Genomic DNA, 15,387 nt, shown 5'->3' with positions numbered 1-15,387 from the left:
GATCGCGTGCCGCAGGCATCCTTGTCGCCATGAGATCGGATCGGAAACGGCGGGTTCCGCACCGACTTCCGCTTCCGCGAGCGCATCGGACACCAAACAGCGGGGCGAACTGTCGCATCGTGAGGTTTGCGCGTCATCCGCCGCGACCGCCGGTATCCGGTCCTCCAGGGGGCGTCAGGGGCGGCTCGTGCTGACCGTGTCCTCGCCGTGGCCGCGCATCGTCATCACTGGCTTGCCGGACTGCCGCGGACTCGGTCCGGCGAACGAGGCCATCCAGTAGGGTTCCGACGCCGTGATCACTCCCGCGCAGCGGGATCGCTCCATGGCGGCAACGCCTTCGCGCGCGGTAGTGAGGAATCGCCGGAACTTACTGCGAGAACATCCCAGGTGACGGGCACGGCCGAGAAGTCCGGTGTGGAGGGTTTTCGACCCAATGTGAAGGGGTTTACGATGACCGAATTTTCTGAGGGTTCGGAGCCGAACGCCTGCTCCGCCTGGGCCGTTGTCGAATGGTTCTCCGATGCCCTCGACAAGACCTGTTTCGAGGAGAAGTTCGTCGGCAACATGTCGGCCCTGGCGGTCAGCCCCGAGGGACGTGTAGCCGCCCTCGCGGACCGCTCCTTGCTCTTCCACCTGGACGCCGCCACCCACGAGCCCGTCGAAGTCGTGGCGCTGTACGACGAGAACGGGAAGGAGACGGACTTCGAGGCCCTGGTCTTCGATGAGGACGGCACGCTCCTGATCGCCTCCGAGGAACCGGCCGTTCGTCGCTACACCCCGGAGGGAAAGTTCATCGACAGGCTGCCGGTGCCGGACAGCCTCCTCCTCGCGCCTGCGGGCCGGGCCGTGGTCAACGAGACCTTCGAGGGCCTCGCCATGCAGCCCGGCGGCCTCACCCTGGTGGCGTCGATGGAGGGCGCGCTGAGGGGTGACGAGAGCGCCTACGTGCGTTTCCAGGCGTGGAAACGCGAGACGACCGGCGACGAGTTCCGGATCGGCGTGCAGTGGGGCTACGTGCGCGACAAGGGCCTGTTGCTGTCGGACATCTGCGCGTCCGGTGACGGCAGGCTCCTCGTTCTGGAGCGGGGCTTCGACAAGAGCGTCGGCAATATCATCCGGGTCTATCTCGCCGACCCGCGCGAAGCGGACGACATCACCCACGTCGAGAACCTGTCCGGCCAGGACGACGTTTCCCTGATGAACAAGACCCTGCTGGTCGACATGGTCAACTGCCCGCCGCTCGGAGCCACGAACAAGCAGTCGCAGGCCAACCCCCTGCTCGGCAACATCGAGGGCATGACGATCACCGGGACCACCCCGGACGGTCGTTTGAAGGTCCTCATGGTCACTGACGACAACCAGAGCGACATGCAGACCACCCGACTGTACGGGTTGACCATACGGTTGCCCGAGCTCTGAGTCCCATGCGCCTGGTCCGGGAGCCGGCGTGCGGAGGCGGATGAGATGGCATCGGGCACGGGCCCGGCGCGGAATGGTGCTGCTTGCCGGCGCCCCGGTAGCCGCCCCCGACGAACTCGCCGTTCGGGGACAGGGCACGGCGTGACTCTCGCAGCCGCCACCCTTCATTCGCAAGCAGGGTCAGACACGGGAAAATCGCTGCCGCTCGATGAGGATCTGCCGCACAAGAGGTGCCGCCTCGCCGTGATCGACGGGCCGCACATGGACCCCGGCCATGAGGAGGCGTCCGCCGGGTGGCGTGGGTGCCCCACGGCGCCCGGCGGACGCGAGCGACGTCACTCCACGAAGTCGCCCGGGCCGACGACCCGCCACTGGCGGGTGTGCGGGTCCTCGATCGAGGTGTAGGGGGCCTGGAAGACCAGCACCTGCTCGGTGGAGCGCTTGATGGTCCACAGCTCAGGGGTCCTGCCGGAGCGGTCCCAGGCGATGGCCTGGCCCTCGACGTCGGGCAGCTTGACGGTCGCCACCCAGCGCAGGTCCGAGCCCTCGGACGGGACGTCCATCACGTAGGCCTCGTCGTAGTCGTGGCCGGTGATCCACAGCCGGCCGTCGGGGCCCCACGAACCTCCGGAGTTGCTCATCGGCCGGATCTTGTCCAGGAGTTCCTGCGGCAGCGTCCAGGCCTCCACGACCCGGAACCGGTCGTCGAGTTTGACGATCTGCGTGTTGTCGGTACCGCCGTACGGCTCCGTCGAGCCCGCCGGGGGCTTGTCGTAGTTGGCGAAGGCCGCCCACCACGCCCCGTCGTGCCGGTCCAGCCAGGTCAGCGAGCCGCGGTCGATGCCGAAGCCGAAGGTGTCGATGTGCTTCATCGTCCGGGTGTCGAACACCTCGACGGAGCTCTTCTCGGGCGTGGTGTTGTAGTTCGAGGTCGCCGCGTACAGCTTGTCGCCGACCACGGTGGCGCTGTCCATGTGGATGATCGGGCCGTCGGCGTCGCCGACGAACTGCAGGAGAGGTTTGCCGGTCGCCTTGTCGTGCTTGGTGATGGTCTGGTTGTTGACGGCGTAGAAGTACTTCCGGTCGACGGCCACACCCTGCCGCGCGTCGAAGGCGGCGAAGGTGTGCCGGAGTTCGGCCGTGTACTCCGTGGGGGCCGCCTTCGCGACCGCCGCCTTCGCGACCGCCGCCTTCGCGACCGCCGGGGTCGAGGCCTCGGCGGATCCGAGGCCCGTGGCCGCCATGAGTGCCGCCGCCGCAAGGCAGGCTGCCGCGGCTGAAGCGATCTTGGTCCGTACGCGCATGGTTCCCCTCGGTGTATCCGGTGACAGGGCAGGGTTCGACCCTGACGCGGCCGAAGATCGTCCACGCGAACTCCGGGGGAGCGGAGGGTGAAGGGCAGACCGCCGACCGCTGCGCGCCGCCCGGCTTCTCCGCGTCCGCGACCGCCCGCGCACGGGGGCCGCTGTCGGTGCCGGGTGGGAGACTTCCCGGCATGATCGAACCGAATCCCAAGGCGGACCTCCTCCGGTACCTGCAGGACGCGCGGGACACCCTGCTGTGGAAGATGGACGGGCTGTCGGAGTACGACGTCCGCCGCCCCCTCACGCCCACGGGGACGAACCTGCTGGGGCTGGTCAAGCACGCCGCCGGTGTGGAGCTGGGCTACCTGGGCGACACCTTCGGGCGGCCGTTCTTCGGTGCGGAGCGGCCCTCCTGGTACCGGGAGGACGCGGAGGCCAACGCGGACATGTGGGCCACGGCCGACGAGACGCGCGAGGAGATCACCGGACTGTACCGCCGGGCCTGGGAGCACGCGGACAGCACGATCGAGGCGCTGCCGCTCGACGCGGTCGGCCACGTCCCGTGGTGGCCGGAGGACCGCCGGGCGACGACCCTCAGCCACGTCCTGGTGCGCGTGATCGCGGACACCCAGCGGCACGCCGGCCACGCCGACATCCTCCGCGAGCTCATCGACGGCAGCGTCGGCTTCCTGCAGGGCAACGACAACATCCCCTCGGACGACCGGGCCTGGTGGGAGGAGTACCGCGGCCGGCTCGAGCGCGTGGCACGCGAGGCCGGCAACTGACGTGAGCGTACCGGCCGGTGTGCTCACTACCCTGGCGGGATGACGATGCACAAGATCGGCCCCGTGAGTGTCGACGCCATGATCGAGGACCTCAGGACGCTCGTCGAGGTCGAGTCCCCCTCGCGTGACGTCGACGCCCTGACGGTATCGGCCAAGGCCGTCGCCGGCGTCATCGAAAGGCGCCTCGGCGGCCAGGCCGTCTGCGTCGAGAGCCCCGGCGGGCCGCACGTCCGCTGGTCTTCCGGGGGCGACCCCAAGGTGCTGATCCTGGGACACCACGACACGGTGTTCCCGCTCGGCACCCTCGCACGGCGCCCGTTCACCGTCGCCGGCGGCCACGCCACCGGCCCCGGCGTCTTCGACATGCTGGGCGGTCTCGTGCAGGCCGTCCACGGTGTGGCGCTCCTGGAGGACCGGTCGGGCGTCGAGATCCTGGTGACCTGCGACGAGGAGGTCGGCTCCCCCCACTCCCGGGCCCTCATCGAGGAGCGGGCCCTCGCCTGCGGCGCCGTGCTCGTCTTCGAGGGCGCGGCCGAGGGCGGGGCGCTGAAGACGGGCCGCAAGGGCTGCGGCACGTTCGAGGTCACCGTCACCGGCCGCGCCTCGCACGCGGGACTGGAGCCCGAGGCCGGGGTCAACGCCCTCGTCGAGGCCGCGCACCAGGTGCTGGCCGTCGCGGCGCTCAGCCGGCCCGAGGCCGGTACGACCGTCACCCCGACCGTGGCGTCGGCGGGGACCGTCGACAACGTGGTGCCCGCGCAGGCGACCGTCGTCGCCGACGTACGGGTCGAGACGGCCGAGGAGAAGGAACGTGTCGAAGCCGGCTTCGCCGCTCTGACCCCGCACCTGGAGGGTGCCGCCATCTCGGTCCGCGGCGGCGTCCGGCGGCCCCCGATGCCGGAGTCGGCGTCCGCCGCGCTCTTCGCCCTGGCGCAGCGGTTGCTGCCCGGCATCGAGGGCAGGGCCGTCGGCGGCGGAAGCGACGGCAACCACACCGCCGCGCTGGGAGTGCCGACCCTCGACGGTCTCGGAGCGGTCGGGGGCGGGGCGCACGCCGACCACGAGTACGTGGTCGTCGACGCCATGGCCGAACGGGCGACCCTCGTCGCGGGCCTGGTGCACGCCATCCGGGACGCGTAGCCGCGGTGCACACCCCGTCGCCGCCGGTGTCACGGACACGGGAGCTGCCCGGTCATGCAGGTAGCTGACGACCGCCGTGCGCACCGGCGCACCGGGGCGGATCGACACCACTGCGGGAGGGAATCGCGATGCGGACGGTGGACCTCGGCGGCCAGGGACTACGCGTGCCGGTGCAGGGCCTGGGTGCGATGGGGATGAGCGTGGACTACGGGGCGGGGGACGAGCGGGAGTCCGTGATCACGCTCAACCGCGCGGTCGACCTGGGCGTCACGTTCATCGACACGGCCGAGTCCTACGGCCCCTTCGAGAACGAGAGGCTGATCGCCCGCGCCCTCGGACACCGCCGGGACGAGGTCGTCCTGTCGACGAAGTTCGGCCTCGACTTCGCCGACGACGGCACGCCCGGTCCCCTCGACGGCCGGCCGGAGCACGTCCGCCGGGCCGTGGAGCGCTCGCTGCGCCACCTGGGCACGGACGTGATCGACCTCTACTTCATGCACCGGGTCGATCCCGGGACGCCGGTCGAGGACACCATCGGCGCGATGGCGGAACTGGTCACCGCGGGCAAGGTCCGCTACATCGGGCTCTCCGAGGTCTCCTCGGAGACCATCCGCCGGGCCCATGCGGTCCACCCCCTCACCGCGGTCCAGTCGGAGATGTCGCTGTTCACCCAGGACCTGCTGGACAACGGCCGCAAGGCGACGATGGACGAACTGGGCATCGGCCTGGTCGCCTCCTCGCCCATGGGCCGCGGCTTCCTCAGCGGGGCCATCCGCAGCGTCGACGACCTGGCGCCGGACGACGCGCGGCGCGGGCTGCCCCGCTTCTCGCCGGAGAACATCGCCGCGAACCTCGTCCTGGTTGAGCGCGTACGGGAGATCGCCGACGCGCGCGGTGCGACACCGGGCCAGGTCGCGCTCGCCTGGGTCGACGCGCGGGGGGCCGTCGCCATCCCCGGTACGAAGCGGCGGAAGTACCTCGAGGAGAACGCCGCGGCGGCCGACCTCGTCCTGTCGCAGGACGAACGCGCCGCGCTCGCCGCCGCAGTCCCGGCCCGGGAGGTCAGCGGCGCGCGCTACACCGCGCGGGCGCTGGAGTCCACCGACCGCTGACCGGCCGAGCGCTGCGGCGGCGGCGGTCCCCGCGACCGGGGGACCGCCGCCGCGTCGGCTCCGAGCCCGGATCAGAGCGAGGCGAGCACCGCGAACGGGTCGGCCGCGCCGCCGTTGTCGACGGCGGCGATCCGCCGCCGCAGGGTGAACGCGGTGCCCGGCTCTATCGTCACCTCACGCTGGGTCATCGCCCAGATCCCGCAGGCGTACACGGTGAAGCCCGGCTCGTCGTAGAGCAGCCCGTACGTCTGACCGTCGGAGCCGGTCATGCCCACCCACGGGGCCGTCGGCTCGAAGTCGGCCGGGGCGGAGGCGGTCACGGTGCCGTGCCCGGCGACGCCGCTGCGCTGGCCGGCGCCGTCGTGGTCCAGCACGTCGCCCAGCCAGAAGGTGCGGGACTCCGTTCCCCGGTTGGTGAAGACGCTCTCGGCGGTCACCCAGGGCTCGCCGTCGCCGATCGCGAACGTCGTGACCACCTCGACGTCGGGGACCTGGGTGCTCGCCCCGGTGGCGCGCGCGGAGGCGACCGGGCCGCCCGCGGCGAGCACCTCCAGGGCGGTGGACCGCACGGTCAGCTGCTGCCAGGCGTTGCTCCCGCGCGGCCGCGCCGCCGAGGCGTACGGCAGGTTCATCCAGTCCAGCTGGTCCAGGTGGCCCACGGCCGCCAGGTCCAGCGGCTTGCCGAGGGTGACCCCGGACAGCTGCGGGTCCTGGGAGCCCGCGGAGACGGCCAGCGACAGCATGCCGTTGGACAGCGTGACGTCCGTGGCCGCCGCCTGCGACTGCGGCCCGGGCACCGGACGGCCGGTGCCGGCCCGTACGGCGGCACGCGTCAGAGCCACGTCGCCCCGGGTCTGCGCGCCCGCGCGCACGGTGGCCGTGGCGGTCGCCGGTTCGTAGCCGACACCGCCCACGGCGACCGCGTACTGTCCGGGCGGCGCGAAGGCCAGGTACTCGCCGGTGGTGTCGGTGGTGACGGCCGCGAAACGGGTGCCGTCCGCCGCCGTGACCGTCACCTGGACGTTGGCGAGCGGCTTGCCGGTGACCTTGTCGGTGATCCGGCCGACCAGTCCGTCGCCGGCGTCGATCCGCCGGGCCCCGGGGTGCCCGTCGCAGACCTCGAAGGCGGCGATGGTGAAGGCCGGGGAGGCCGCGTCGTCGCCCTTGAGGACGATGCGCAGGTCGGCGCGCCACCGGTCGCGGGTCACGTCGCACATCACGTACCCGCGGTAGGTGCCGTTGTAGAACTTCACGTGCGGGTTGGCGACGAGACCCGCCCGCACGTCGGCGTCCCAGCCGGCGCCCGAGGAGATCGACGTGCCGACGAACTCGGTGGCGACGACCGGCGCGTGCGGGTCGTCGAAGTCGGTCTTGAGGTCGTTGACCCAGTGGGTGTGCCAGTCGCCGCTGAGCACCACCGGGTTGGCGACGTCGCGGTCGGCGAGGAAGTCGAGGATACGGGCGCGGGCACCCGCGTACCCGTCCCACTGGTCGAGGTTGACGATCTTCCCCGGGCCGAGGTCGTAGTCGAAGGCGGCCATGATGGTCTGCTGGGCGATGACGTTCCACCGGGCCTTGGAGCGGTCCAGGTTGCCGAGCAGCCACTTCTCCTGCTCCGGGCCGGTCATCGTGCGCTCCGGGTTCCAGACCTCGGGGCCCGGTTCCTTGCGGCCGTCACCGTACGCCTGGTCGGTGCGGTACTGGCGGGTGTCGAGGACGCTGAACTCGGCGAGCTTCCCGAACCGCACCTGACGGTACATCAGCGCGTCCGGGCCGGTGGGCCGCTGCTCGGGCCGCAGCGGCAGGTGCTCGTAGTACGCCTGGTAGCCGTTGGCGCGGCGCTCCAGGAAGGGACGGCCGTCACCGGCGCCACCCGGCACGTCGGCCGCGTAGTTGTTCTGGACCTCGTGGTCGTCCCAGGTGGCGAAGAACGGGAACCGGGCGTGGGCCGCCCGCAGTTCGGGCGAGGTCTTGTACAGGGCGTGCAGGCGGCGGAACTCGGTGAGGCCGCCGTCGGTCGTCTCGTAGATGTAGTCGCCGAGGTGGAGGACGAAGTCGAGGTCCTGCTCCGCCAGGTCGCGGTAGGCGGGGTAGGCGCCGCCCGTCCACGACTGGCACGACACGAACGCGAACCGCAGCCGGTCGGCCTTCGCCCCGGGCGACGGCATGGTCCGGGTGCGGCCGGTGCGGCTTCGGACCTCGCCGTACTGGAAGCGGTACCAGTACCAGCGGTCGGGGGCGAGGTCGTCCACGACGACGTGCACGGTGTGCGCGGACTCGGGCAGCGCCGTCACGGCGCCGCTCGCGACGACCTTCCGGAAGGACTCGTCCTTCGCGACCTCCCACCGCACCTCGACGGGCGTCGCGGGCATGCCGCCGGTCTCCGCGTCGAGCGGGTCGGGCACCAGGCGGGTCCACAGCACGACGCTGTGGTGGTCCGGGTCACCGGAGGCGACGCCGAGGGAGAAGGGCGCGGGGTCCAGTTCCGCGGCGCGCGCGGAGAGCGCCTGGGTCAACTGGCCCGCGGCCAGGACCCCGAAGGTGCCCCCCGCGAGGGCGAGGAAACGGCGGCGGTCGAGGGTGCGCAGTGCAGGGCTGGTGGTCACGTCCCAAGATCGTGCAGCAGCCGTACGGCCGGACGGGTGTCGCTGCGGGGAAGGGACGGTGTCCAGTACGTGTCGGGCGCGTTCGGTGCCGGGCCGTCGGCGTCGTTTGACGGGCGGGGTGGTCGCGGGGAGCCTGGGAGAGCCGCCCGGCCGGCTTGCGTCGGTGCGCCCCCGCGCGGTGGCCGGCGACGGCGTTGCTACCGTGGCGGCGTGCCACTCCTGGGACCGGCTGACCCACTGCCCGACCGACCACGGCGGGTGCTCGTCGCCGGCACGTCCGGCGCGGGCAAGACGACGCTCGCCGCCCGTGTCGCCGCCGCGCTGCGGGTGCCGCACGTGGAGATCGACGCGCTCTTCCACGGCCCCGGCTGGACCAGGCGCCCCTCGTTCGAGGCCGACGTCCACCGCTTCAGCGCCGAGCCCGGCTGGGTGACCGAGTGGCAGTACGGCTCGGTGCGCGCCCACCTCGCCGCCCGCGCCGACGTGCTGCTCTGGCTGGACCTCCCCCGGCGCCGCGTCATGCGCCAGGTGATCCGGCGCACCCTGGTACGTCGCCTTCGCCGGCAGCGGCTGTGGAACGGCAACGTCGAGCCGCCCCTGTGGACGATCCTCACCGACCCCGAGCACATCGTCCGCTGGGCGTGGAACACCCACGGCGAGACGGCCGCGCGGGTGACGCGACTGCTGGACGACCGGCCGGAGTTGACCGTGGTGCGCATCCGGAGCCGGGTCGAGGCGGCCCGCTGGGCGGACGGGCCGCTGCGGGACTCCGTCGTCACGCGGCCGTAGGACTGTCACCGAGCCGTGGTCGGGGGGTCACGGTTCATCTCAACTCGTAGCCTGAGCACCCCAGTTGGCGCACCATGGCATGTGCACGCGGCAAGCGGCGGTCGCCGGTCGCCAAGACGGTGCGAAGAGTGCGAAGGGGTGGGTGGGAGTGGGCTTACGCAGACCGGTGCTGCTGGCGGCGGCAGGGGCGCTGCTGCTGGCGGGGTGCACGAGTGAGGGGACACCGGACGAGGGCGCCAAGTCGCCGTCGGGGGCGAGCCCGAACGGGCGGGGCAGCGCGAGTCCGGCCCCCTCGGCGTCGGCGGTGAACGACCCGTACACGCTGGCCGAGAGCGCGGCACCCAAGACCCGGGCGCAGGCGGCCGACTTCGTCCGGGGGCTGACCGTGCGGCCGGACTACTTCGGCTCCGGATACCGCAAGCGTGAGCCGTACGAGACCGGGCCGGCGACCTGGACGGTGCTGGGCGAGGACTGCGTGTGGCGGCGCGAACCGCTCGCGGGCAGCGTCCTGGCCAGCCTGACCCGCTCCTTCGTCCGGCCGGACACCGACGGCAACGACGGCAAGGGCGCGGTCTACGTGTCCCTGACGGTCACCGTGCACAGCTCGGTGGTCGGCGCGCGCCGGGACATGGCGGTGTCGCTGGAGGAACCCCTGCGCTGCCCCAAGCAGCAGCTGAACGCCACGGAGTGGGTGCAGGGCATGGCCTCGCGGGGCGACCCGTACGACGAGCAGCGGAACGCCACGTCCGACGACGACCTCATCGAGTTCGGCGAGTACGTGGTGGACGGCGACGGGGAACCCCGCCGCTTCGACTGGTTCAAGCACCGGCTCGGCCCGGTGACGGTGGCGGCGACCGTGCGGCACGCAGCCGGCGCCGATGAGGCCGAGAAGTCGAAGGTCACACAGGCCGCGCTGGCCGGGGTCACGTACGTCACCGCCGACATCGACCGGCTCGGCGCCGTGCAGGCGAAGGAGGCCGGCGTGTCCGGCGACGAAGCGGAGGGTGCGGGCGATGAGTGAGCCGATGCGTCCGACCGACCCGGCGTCCGTCGGGGGCTTCCGGCTGCTGCGACGGCTCGGCGCCGGCGGCATGGGCGTGGTGTACCTGGGGCGCTCCGAGGCGGGCGCGCTGGCCGCGGTGAAGGTGATCCGGGCGGAGAGCGCCACCGACGACGAGTTCCGCGCCCGGTTCGCGCGGGAGGCGCAGCTCGCGGCGCGCGTGGAGAGCCCCTGGGTGGTCCCCGTGCTCGGTGCCGACGCCGCGGCGCACGAGCCGTGGCTCGCCACCGCGTTTGTGCCCGGCCCCTCGCTCGGCGAGGCGGTGACCGAGCACGGCCCCCTGCCGCCGTCGGCGCTACGGGTCCTCGGGGCCCTGCTGGGCGAGGCCCTGGCCGCCGTGCACGAGGCCGGGCTGGTCCACCGCGACGTCAAGCCGGGCAACGTGCTGCTGGCCGTCAACGGCCCCCGGCTGATCGACTTCGGCATCGCACGCGCCGCGGACGACACCGCGCTCACGGCCTCGGGCCTGGTGATCGGCACCCCCGGATTCCTCTCGCCCGAACAGGCCCGCGGAGAGCAAGCCGGCCCCGCCGGTGATGTGTTCGCCCTGGGCTGCGTGCTCGCGTACGCCGCCACCGGCCGCCCGCCGTTCGGCACCGGCACCCCCGACGCCCTGCTCTACCGGACCGTCCACGACGAGCCCGACCTCGACGGGGTCACCGGCGAGCTGCGCGAGGTCCTCGACGCCTGCTTGGCCAAGGACCCGCAGGCCCGGCCCACCCCGCAGGAGCTGCGGCGGCGGCTCTCCGAGGACGGCCCCGGGGACGCCGCCCCGGAAGGCGCCGTCCCCGAGGGCGCCATCGCGTCGCCCCCGGCCTGGCTGCCGGACGCGGTGGCCCGCACGGTCGCCGCACGCTCCGCCGAGAGCCTCGCCCTGCCGGCCGTCGAACCCACCGTGGTGGACGAGCCCGGCGACACCCCGTCGGCGCCCCGGCAGCGGCTCACGTCCCGGCGGCGGCTGCTGGCCGTCGGAGGGGCGCTGCTGCTGGCGGGCGGCGGCTCGGGGGCGGCGCTGTGGGCGGCGGGACGCGACGACCCCGAACAGAAGACGGCCGCCGCCGCCGAGCCCTCGTACGTGCTCGGGGTACAGGTCACCCGCGGCGGGCCGGACGCTGCCCTGGCCACCACCTGCGAACGGGCCGCGCGGCTGGCCGTGGCCGAGCACAACGCGAACCCCAAGCGCGCGTTCTCCGTCCGCGTGCGCGTCCGCGACGACGGCGGGACCGTCGACCGGGCCGTCGCGGTCGCCCACGACTTCGCCGCCGACCGCGACGTGGTCGCCGTGCTCGGCCCGACCGGCGAGGTGACCCTGCGGGCCGCCTCGCGGGTCTACGCGGCCGCGAAGCTGACGCACGTCTCCAGCACCACCGGGCAGAACGACTACTACGTCTCGTCCCCGGACGTCACCTTCCAGACCGGCGCGCCCCACCAGGCAGAGGGCACCGCGATCGCGCTGAGCGCCTTCGTGACCGGCAAGCTGGGCCGTGCCGGGGTGGTCATCGACCGGTCCGGCGGGTCCGTCATGCACGACCAGGGCGGCGTGCTGGTGACCCAGTGGCGCGACACCCTCGGCGGGGAGGTCGTGCCACGCGTCGTCGCGGAGGGCTCGGGCGACGGCCCGGCCGCGGTCCGTGACCTGCTCTCCCGGGACCTCGACGACTTCGTCTACCTGGGCCCCCTGGAGGCGACCGTCGACGCGGCCCGGCAACTGGCCCGGGCGGGCTTCACCGGCCGGCGGTGGATGTCCCACCTGCTCTACGGCTCGGACTTGCCGCGCCTGGCGGGTGCCGCCGGCGAAGGCTGGTACGCCGTGACGCCCGCCGTCGACCCGGCGGCACTCGGGACCGAGGAGGCCGAGCGCTTCACCGCCGCCTGGCGGGACCGCTACGGGAGCACCCCGGAACCGTACGCCACCGAGGCGTACGACAGCGCCCGGATGCTGCTGCAGGAGTTTGCCCGCACCGTGCCCTCCGGAGGGGGGCGGCCCGCCCGGCCCGCGCTCGCCCAGCGGCTCGCCAAGGCGAGCTACCAGGGTGTCGCGCGCACGTACACCTTCAACGAGTACCACCAGTACGCCACCACGACGCAGAACATGGGCGGCGAGACGTACGTGCACCAGGTGCGCGACGGACGCTTCCAGCAGATCGGGCCGATCTTGCCGAAGCAGGAGAACCAGTAGGGCCATGGACCAGCTGCTGCCCGCCGACCCGGCGTGGATCGGCGGGCACCGACTCGTGGCGCGGCTCGGGGCCGGCGGAATGGGTGTCGTCTACCTGGCGCGCTCACCGCACGGCGCCTGGGTCGCGCTGAAGGTGATCCGCGCCGAATACGCGGAGGACCCCGGCTTCCTCGCCCGGTTCCGCCGCGAGACGGAGCTGGCGACCCGTCTGTCGAGCCGCTGGACGGTGCCCGTGCTCACGGCGGACGCGGACGCCCGCTCGCCCTGGCTGGCCACCGCCTACGTGCCCGGCCTGCCCCTCAACGAGGCCCTCGCCCAGCACGGGCCGTGGCCGCCCGCGCAGGTCCGCACCCTGGCGGCCGCGCTGGCCGCGGCCCTGGACGACGTGCACGGCGCCGGTCTGGTCCACCGCGACGTGAAACCGGCCAACGTGCTGCTCGCCGCCGACGGGCCGCGCCTGATCGACTTCGGCATCGCCCGGGCCGTCGGCGCGACCGCGCTCACCACGGACGGAACCGTCATCGGCTCACCCGGCTACCTGTCCCCGGAACAGGCCCGCGGCAGGGCCGTAGGACCCGCGAGCGACGTGTTCTCACTGGGCTGCGTGCTCGCCCACACGGCCACCGGCAGGGCCCCGTTCGGCACCGGGGGAGCCGCCGCGGTGCTCTTCAGGACCGTGCACGAGGAACCCGACCTGACCGGCCTGCCCGGCGAACTCGACGCATCCCTGCGGGCCTGCCTCGCCAAGGACGCCGGTGGACGCCCCACGGTGGCGGAACTGCGCGGCCTGTTCGGCGCGTTCGACCCGCGGTCGTGGCTGCCCGGCGGACTGCCGGCGATGGTCGCCGACCGCGCCGGTCGCGTCCTCGACCTGCCGGTGCCGGAACCGACGGAGCTGTCCGCCGCCGGCCCCGACCCGCATCCGCCGTCCGCCGCGTCCCCGGAGGCGGGGACCTCCCGGCGGCGGCTGCTCACCGCCTCCGCCGCGCTCGGCGTCGGCGCGATCGGCGGCGGCACCGCCTGGTGGCAGTGGGGCCGGTCCCGCGGGGCGGGCGGGACCGGCAAGCGCACGCTGCCGACCCGGGTCATCGGCGTCCTCGGCGACCGCTCGGCCGCGGCCGTCCTGGCCCAGGAACGCGGAGCGGGCATCGCGGTCGCCGAGCACAACGCCCGTCCCGACCGGCCCTTCGACCTCGCGCTGCGCACCGCCGACGACCGGGGCACCGCGGCCGGTTCCGCCGCCGCTGCCGCCCGGCTCGCCGCCGACCCCGACGTGCACGCCGTCATCGCGGCGGGCACCAACCGGGCCGTGCCCGCGGCCGTACCGGTCTGCACCGAGGCCGGCGTCTGCCTGCTGGTGACCCGCGCCGACACCGAGGAGCTCAACGTCGTCCACACGACCACCGCCCTCGTGCTGCGCCCCACCCGCACCGCCGGACCCGGCGCCGTGGTGCGCTACCTCAACCGCGTCGTCCGGCCCTCGCGCACGGTCGTCGTCCACGACCTCGCCGACGAGGAGGAGGGCCTGCCCACCGTCCAGATCGTCACCGTCCACGGCAAGCTCGACGGCACCGTCGACGTCCTGGAAGTGGCCGCAGGCAAGGGCTTCACCGCCGCCGCTGACACCATCGCCGCCCGCCCCGACGACGCCGTCCTCTTCGCCGGTGTCACCCCCGCCCGCGCCGCCGCCTGCGCCAAGGCCCTGCGCGCCGCCGGTCACCGCGGCGTCCGGGTCGCCGACGAGAACGTGCTGTCCGCGTCCTTCCTCCGCGAAGCCGAGGGCTGGTGGATCGGCACGGCCTACGACGACGCCTCCGCGGACCCCCGGACCCGCGCGTTCGCCACCGCGTACCGCACCCGCCACCGCAGCGACCCGGGGCCCTGGGCCGCCGAGGCCTACGACGCCGTCCGCTTCGCCGCACACGGCCTCGCCGCCCGGACCGGCGACGACCGCGAGTCGCTGCGCGGGGAACTCCTGCGCGCCCCCTGGCAGGGCATCACCCGCCGCCTCAGCTACGAGAGCCAGTCCCAGTTCCTGGAGACCGGCCAGGACGGCGGATGGTTCCTCTACCACGTGGAGGACGGCCGGGCCCGCTTCGTCTGCCGCCACGACGACATCGGCAAGAACACGTGAGGGCCGGCGTCCGGCACCCCCGGCCGTCCTGGCCGTTCCCTTGTGCCGGGCCGTCAGCGCGCGGTGCCGTCACCCCGGATGCCGGGGCGGTAGCCGAGACAGCGGGAGGCCTCCTCGGCGGCCTCGACGACGCAGGGGGCGAGCCGGCCCACGTTGGCCGGGGTAAGCCGCTGCGTCGGCGCGCCGATGCCCAGGGCGGCCGCCAGCTCGCCGGTGCTGCCGAAGACCGGGGCACTGATGGACGCGGCACCGATGTCGCGTTCCTCGAATGAGGCGGAGAAGCCGTTGCGGCGGATCTCCTCCAACTGGTCGTCCAGGAGGTCGATGTCCACCACGGTGCGCGGGGTGTGCCGGGTGAGGCCGTGGCCGACCGCGTCCCGGCGGGCGGTGGGGTCGAAGGCCATGAAGACCTTCCCGGCCGAGCCCGCGTGCAGGGACATCACCATGCCCACCGCGAACATCCGCATCACCACGTGGTGGGCCTCGGCCAGCGACACCACGGTGCGGTGGGCGCCGTCGCGGACGTAGAGGCAGGCGGTCTCCCCGGTCCTGTCCCGCAGCCGCCGCAGGGCGGGCCGGGTCAGCCGCACCATGTCCAGGCCGAAGGTCCCCGGCGCCGCCCACTGCACGAAGTGCAGGCCGATGCGGTAGGTGTCCCCGTCACGGTCGAGGAAGCCCTCCCGCAGCAGGTTGTGCACCAGGCGCTGGCAGGTGCTCGCCGGCAGGCCGGTGGCCCGGGTGATCTCCTGGAGGTTGAGCTCGGGGCGCTCGATGGTGAAGCACTCCAGGATTTGGCGGATCTTCTGCAGGACCAGCAGCGGCGCGGTCCCCGCCTTCCCGCCCATGCGCATCACCGCGT

General features: G+C 73.4%; 11 protein-coding genes and 1 pseudogene. 8 read left to right on the top strand and 4 right to left on the bottom strand.

Features of this window, described 5'->3' with window-relative positions; all coding sequences use genetic code 11:
• Nucleotides 1–88 precede the first annotated feature (88 nt).
• Nucleotides 89–324, bottom strand: a pseudogene (locus tag OG937_03920) (IS5/IS1182 family transposase).
• Between the two features lie 63 nt (nt 325–387).
• Here OG937_03920 and OG937_03915 point away from each other — a divergent pair.
• Complete coding sequence (locus OG937_03915) at nt 388–1,419, top strand: esterase-like activity of phytase family protein (protein ID WUD70883.1); 1,032 nt, start codon at nt 388–390, stop codon at nt 1,417–1,419.
• Between the two features lie 335 nt (nt 1,420–1,754).
• Here the strand turns inward: OG937_03915 and OG937_03910 are convergent, their stop codons facing one another.
• Nucleotides 1,755–2,723, bottom strand: a complete 969-nt coding sequence (locus OG937_03910) for a hypothetical protein (protein ID WUD70882.1) — start codon at nt 2,721–2,723, stop codon at nt 1,755–1,757.
• A gap of 191 nt (nt 2,724–2,914) precedes the next feature.
• Between OG937_03910 and OG937_03905 the strand changes: the two genes are divergently transcribed.
• The 3 genes from OG937_03905 to OG937_03895 all read left to right on the top strand — a co-directional run bounded on the left by OG937_03905 (nt 2,915) and on the right by OG937_03895 (nt 5,760).
• Nucleotides 2,915–3,508, top strand: coding sequence for a DinB family protein (locus OG937_03905; protein ID WUD70881.1), 594 nt, complete (start codon nt 2,915–2,917; stop codon nt 3,506–3,508).
• A gap of 39 nt (nt 3,509–3,547) precedes the next feature.
• Entirely contained in the window at nt 3,548–4,648 is a 1,101-nt protein-coding gene (locus tag OG937_03900) for a M20 family metallopeptidase (GenBank protein ID WUD70880.1), read from the top strand.
• A 128-nt stretch (nt 4,649–4,776) separates the two neighbouring features.
• A complete protein-coding gene (locus tag OG937_03895; GenBank protein ID WUD70879.1) occupies nt 4,777–5,760 on the top strand; it encodes an aldo/keto reductase in 984 nt (327 codons plus the stop codon).
• A gap of 71 nt (nt 5,761–5,831) precedes the next feature.
• Here the strand turns inward: OG937_03895 and OG937_03890 are convergent, their stop codons facing one another.
• Nucleotides 5,832–8,366, bottom strand: coding sequence for an alkaline phosphatase D family protein (locus OG937_03890; protein WUD70878.1), 2,535 nt, complete (start codon nt 8,364–8,366; stop codon nt 5,832–5,834).
• Nucleotides 8,367–8,576: 210 nt separating this feature from the next.
• Between OG937_03890 and OG937_03885 the strand changes: the two genes are divergently transcribed.
• The 4 genes from OG937_03885 to OG937_03870 all read left to right on the top strand — a co-directional run bounded on the left by OG937_03885 (nt 8,577) and on the right by OG937_03870 (nt 14,528).
• Complete coding sequence (locus OG937_03885) at nt 8,577–9,155, top strand: adenylate kinase (protein WUD70877.1); 579 nt, start codon at nt 8,577–8,579, stop codon at nt 9,153–9,155.
• 148 nt (nt 9,156–9,303) lie between these two features.
• Nucleotides 9,304–10,176 (top strand): hypothetical protein, encoded by an 873-nt coding sequence (locus OG937_03880; GenBank protein ID WUD70876.1) that lies wholly within the window; start codon nt 9,304–9,306, stop codon nt 10,174–10,176.
• Entirely contained in the window at nt 10,169–12,394 is a 2,226-nt protein-coding gene (locus OG937_03875; GenBank protein ID WUD70875.1) for a bifunctional serine/threonine-protein kinase/ABC transporter substrate-binding protein, read from the top strand. Before OG937_03880 ends, OG937_03875 begins: the two co-directional genes overlap by 8 nt.
• Nucleotides 12,395–12,398: 4 nt before the next feature.
• On the top strand, nt 12,399–14,528 hold the full coding sequence (locus OG937_03870) for a bifunctional serine/threonine-protein kinase/ABC transporter substrate-binding protein (GenBank protein WUD70874.1): 2,130 nt from the start codon (nt 12,399–12,401) through the stop codon (nt 14,526–14,528).
• 53 nt (nt 14,529–14,581) lie between these two features.
• Here the strand turns inward: OG937_03870 and OG937_03865 are convergent, their stop codons facing one another.
• Nucleotides 14,582–15,379: an IclR family transcriptional regulator gene (locus OG937_03865; GenBank protein ID WUD70873.1), complete on the bottom strand. Its 798-nt coding sequence runs from the start codon at nt 15,377–15,379 to the stop codon at nt 14,582–14,584.
• Nucleotides 15,380–15,387: the final 8 nt, after the last annotated feature.

Origin of the sequence: Streptomyces sp. NBC_00510 (assembly GCA_036013505.1) — a bacterium.
Lineage (GTDB): Bacteria > Actinomycetota > Actinomycetes > Streptomycetales > Streptomycetaceae > Actinacidiphila.
Note: the sequence above shows the minus strand (reverse complement) of the source record. Positions and strands in the feature narration are given on the sequence as shown.

Bases quoted from the DNA above. Each gene is read 5' to 3' on its own strand.
- OG937_03875 (WUD70875.1), top strand. From the start codon at position 10,169: ATGAGTGAGCCGATGCGTCCGACCGACCCGGCGTCCGTCGGGGGCTTC.
- OG937_03865 (WUD70873.1), bottom strand. From the start codon at position 15,379: ATGCGCATGGGCGGGAAGGCGGGGACCGCGCCGCTGCTGGTCCTGCAG.
- OG937_03905 (WUD70881.1), top strand. From the start codon at position 2,915: ATGATCGAACCGAATCCCAAGGCGGACCTCCTCCGGTACCTGCAGGAC.
- OG937_03895 (WUD70879.1), top strand. From the start codon at position 4,777: ATGCGGACGGTGGACCTCGGCGGCCAGGGACTACGCGTGCCGGTGCAG.
- OG937_03900 (WUD70880.1), top strand. From the start codon at position 3,548: ATGACGATGCACAAGATCGGCCCCGTGAGTGTCGACGCCATGATCGAG.
- OG937_03870 (WUD70874.1), top strand. From the start codon at position 12,399: ATGGACCAGCTGCTGCCCGCCGACCCGGCGTGGATCGGCGGGCACCGA.
- OG937_03910 (WUD70882.1), bottom strand. From the start codon at position 2,723: ATGCGCGTACGGACCAAGATCGCTTCAGCCGCGGCAGCCTGCCTTGCG.